Consider the following 2,597-nt stretch of genomic DNA (forward strand, 5'->3'; position numbering starts at 1 on the left):
CGATGCGGCGTCCGATCGCCGCACCCTTGGGGGTGGCGGTGAGAACGGAGGTGTGGGAGCGGGGGTTGTCGAGGGGGATTTCGGTCGTCATGGGTGAAAGCGTGACGGCTGCGACGTACGCTGACCACGACCGCAGCGAACACGGAGAGTTTGTGTGCGGATGCGGAGGGTTTGCCTGACGGGTGAGCCCGGATCAATCGGTCGAGAAGTGCGGCAGGGGCGGGTGATGGCCATGAGCGGCGTCGAGAAGACGGTCTTCGACGACGGCGAGACGGTGGAGAACTCCGACGGGGTCGGGGAGTTCTACAGCGCGGTCGGGAAGCTGATCAAGCTCTTCCGGGAGCGCGCCGGCCTGACGCAGCGCGAGATGGCGGTGAAGATCGGGTACAGCGAGGACCAGGTCGGAGCGGTCGAGCGCGGCATGCGGACCCCGAGGGTGGAGTTCCTCGCGGCGGTGGACGACGTCGTGAAGGCCGGCGGCGCGCTGAAGGTCGTCGCCGAGGACGTGATGAAGGCGAAGATCCGGGTCAGCACGCGGCACCCGGCGTTCTCGAAGGCTTTCACGTCCGAAGAAGCAAAGGCGATCGAGATCCACGAGTACAACAGCCTTCAAATCCCAGGACTCCTCCAAACAGAGGGTCATGCCCGAGCGCTGTACGACATGCGTAGGCCCTGGCTCTCGGTGGAGCAAATCGATGAGTGGGTGGCCGCGCGGATGACGCGGCAGAAGATCCTCACAAAGTGGCCGCTCCCGGTCATGAGTTGGGTCATTGACGAGAGCATCCTGCGTCGCCCTCTGGGTGGCTGGGATGTCCACCAGGAGCAGCTACGCCACCTGCTCAAGGTCGCCGAGATTCGCGGCCTGGAATTGCAGGTCATGCCCCTCAGCCGGACGGAAAACGCCGGCATGGGTGGCTCGTTCACGGTACTCACACCACCCGGACGCCTGCCGATCGCGTATGTGGAGGTGCAGCACGTCAACAGGTTGATCACGGATCCCGAAGAAGTCCGTAAGATGGCTGCACGATACGGCACCCTCAGGGGGCAGGCGCTCACCATGAGGGAGTCCCTGGCCTTGATCGAGATGATCCTGGGAGAGCGGTGAACATGGCCGAGCTGGCGTGGTTCAAGAGCAGTTACAGCAGCAACGAAGGTGCCCAGTGCGTCGAGATCGCCGAAACCCCCGGCGTCGTCCACGTGCGCGACTCGAAGGACAAGACCGGCCCGCAGCTGGTGTTCGAGCCGGCGGCGTGGAAGGCGTTCGTCGACTTCGCCGCGAGCGTCGAGGTCTGAAATCGGCCTCCTGACGGCCCATCGCCAGGCAGCGATGGGCCGTCGGCGTACCGTCGGAGCGCGCCCTGGGAGCGTGGGTCAGTAACGAGCATGCGGCTCCGCTTTGTGACCGGGTCGGTTACTTACCGCTCCCACCAGCGTGACCATGACCTCGACCGCCTCACGGTCCGTCAGCCCCTGCTCGCGGCAGAGAGAACACCAGGTCGAGAATGCTGCTGCATGGCCGATCACTGCCCGCCGGGCGGGCTCATCCGTCGGGGGCCACGCGTCGGCCAGCACCTCCACATAGCGCCTGTTCCTGGCCTCCCAGGCCTTGCGAATCGAGTCGGGCGCCGCGTGCAGGTCGCGGCTGACCAGCGTCAGCATCTGCTCGCCCGCACGGTAGAAGCGGTAGAGGTCGGCCAGCCCGGCCGTCAGCCGGTCGACCGGATCCCCGATCACGCCCCACGCCTCGGGTTGGGGCAGCTGCTGCTGCGACAGCCAGTGCCCCGAGCACGCCTGGAACAGCGCGGTCTCGTCGGGGAAATGCCGGTAGACGGTCAGCCGGGTGACTCCGGCACGCTCGGCAATCGCCGCGATGCTCGTCGCCGCCGGGCCCGCGGTGCCGTGCAGATGCACGGCGGCCTCGACGATGCGCTGTCGCGTCCGGCCCATGTCCTCGGCGCGTTTGCGCATCTCGTAGCCACGCGTTTTCGATGAACGCTGCTGTTCACTCACCTGTTGACGCCCTGCGATCCGAGGCGGAGACTTTTTAGGAGAACGCCAGTGTATCTCCAAATTGCGTGGAGGAGTGATCGCCATGACAGAGCCACTGGCCCCGCCACTCACCATCGTCCGCCCCGGCGAGGGAGGTGAGGGCTACCTCGGCTCGATCGGGGTCGCCTTCAAACTGTGGGGCGCCGACACCAACGGCGCGGTCTCCGTCGTCGAACACCCCTTCCCGGTCGGGGCATTGGTGCCGCCGCACCTGCACACCCGGGAGGACGAATACTCGATCGTCACCGAGGGCGAGATCGGCTTCCGGTCCGGCGACCGCGAAGTTGTCCTGGGTGCCGGCGGCTACATCACCAAGCCGCGCGGGGAGCTGCACACGATGTGGAACGCCGGTCCTGTCCCGGCCCGGATGATCGAGATCATCAGTCCGGCCGGCTTCGAGCACTGCTTCCGCGAACTGGCCGAGATGCTCGCCGACGGGCCTCCGCCGACCGAGGACGCGATACCGGCGCTCGCCGCCAAGTACGGGCTCCAGTTCGGGCAACCCGACTGGCTGCCCGACGTCATCGCGCGGTACGGCCTGACCCCGC

4 protein-coding genes are annotated in these 2,597 nt (G+C 66.7%); 3 read left to right on the forward strand and 1 reads right to left on the reverse strand.

All coding sequences use genetic code 11. The features are described from left to right. Nucleotides 1-232: 232 nt before the first annotated feature. Nucleotides 233-1,105, forward strand: a complete 873-nt coding sequence (locus AB0O00_RS35205) for a helix-turn-helix transcriptional regulator (protein ID WP_363658779.1) — start codon at nucleotides 233-235, stop codon at nucleotides 1,103-1,105. A gap of 2 nt (nucleotides 1,106-1,107) precedes the next feature. After that, nucleotides 1,108-1,293: a DUF397 domain-containing protein gene (locus AB0O00_RS35210; protein WP_363658780.1), complete on the forward strand. Its 186-nt coding sequence runs from the start codon at nucleotides 1,108-1,110 to the stop codon at nucleotides 1,291-1,293. A 78-nt stretch (nucleotides 1,294-1,371) separates the two neighbouring features. On the opposite strand, the gene AB0O00_RS35215 is transcribed toward AB0O00_RS35210, so the two are convergent. Then, the gene (locus tag AB0O00_RS35215; protein ID WP_363658781.1) at nucleotides 1,372-2,010 is read right to left on the reverse strand and encodes a TetR/AcrR family transcriptional regulator; all 639 of its coding nucleotides are present in this window, start codon (nucleotides 2,008-2,010) and stop codon (nucleotides 1,372-1,374) included. Nucleotides 2,011-2,092: 82 nt separating this feature from the next. Between AB0O00_RS35215 and AB0O00_RS35220 the strand changes: the two genes are divergently transcribed. Beyond that, nucleotides 2,093-2,597 (forward strand): cupin domain-containing protein (locus AB0O00_RS35220; RefSeq protein WP_363658782.1); only part of this gene is annotated, 505 nt, incomplete at its 3' end.

It is taken from the genome of Kitasatospora sp. NPDC093558 (genome assembly GCF_040683475.1).
GTDB lineage: Bacteria > Actinomycetota > Actinomycetes > Streptomycetales > Streptomycetaceae > Kitasatospora.

Bases quoted from the DNA above. Each gene is read 5' to 3' on its own strand.
- AB0O00_RS35210 (WP_363658780.1), top strand. From the start codon at position 1,108: ATGGCCGAGCTGGCGTGGTTCAAGAGCAGTTACAGCAGCAACGAAGGT.
- AB0O00_RS35205 (WP_363658779.1), top strand. From the start codon at position 233: ATGAGCGGCGTCGAGAAGACGGTCTTCGACGACGGCGAGACGGTGGAG.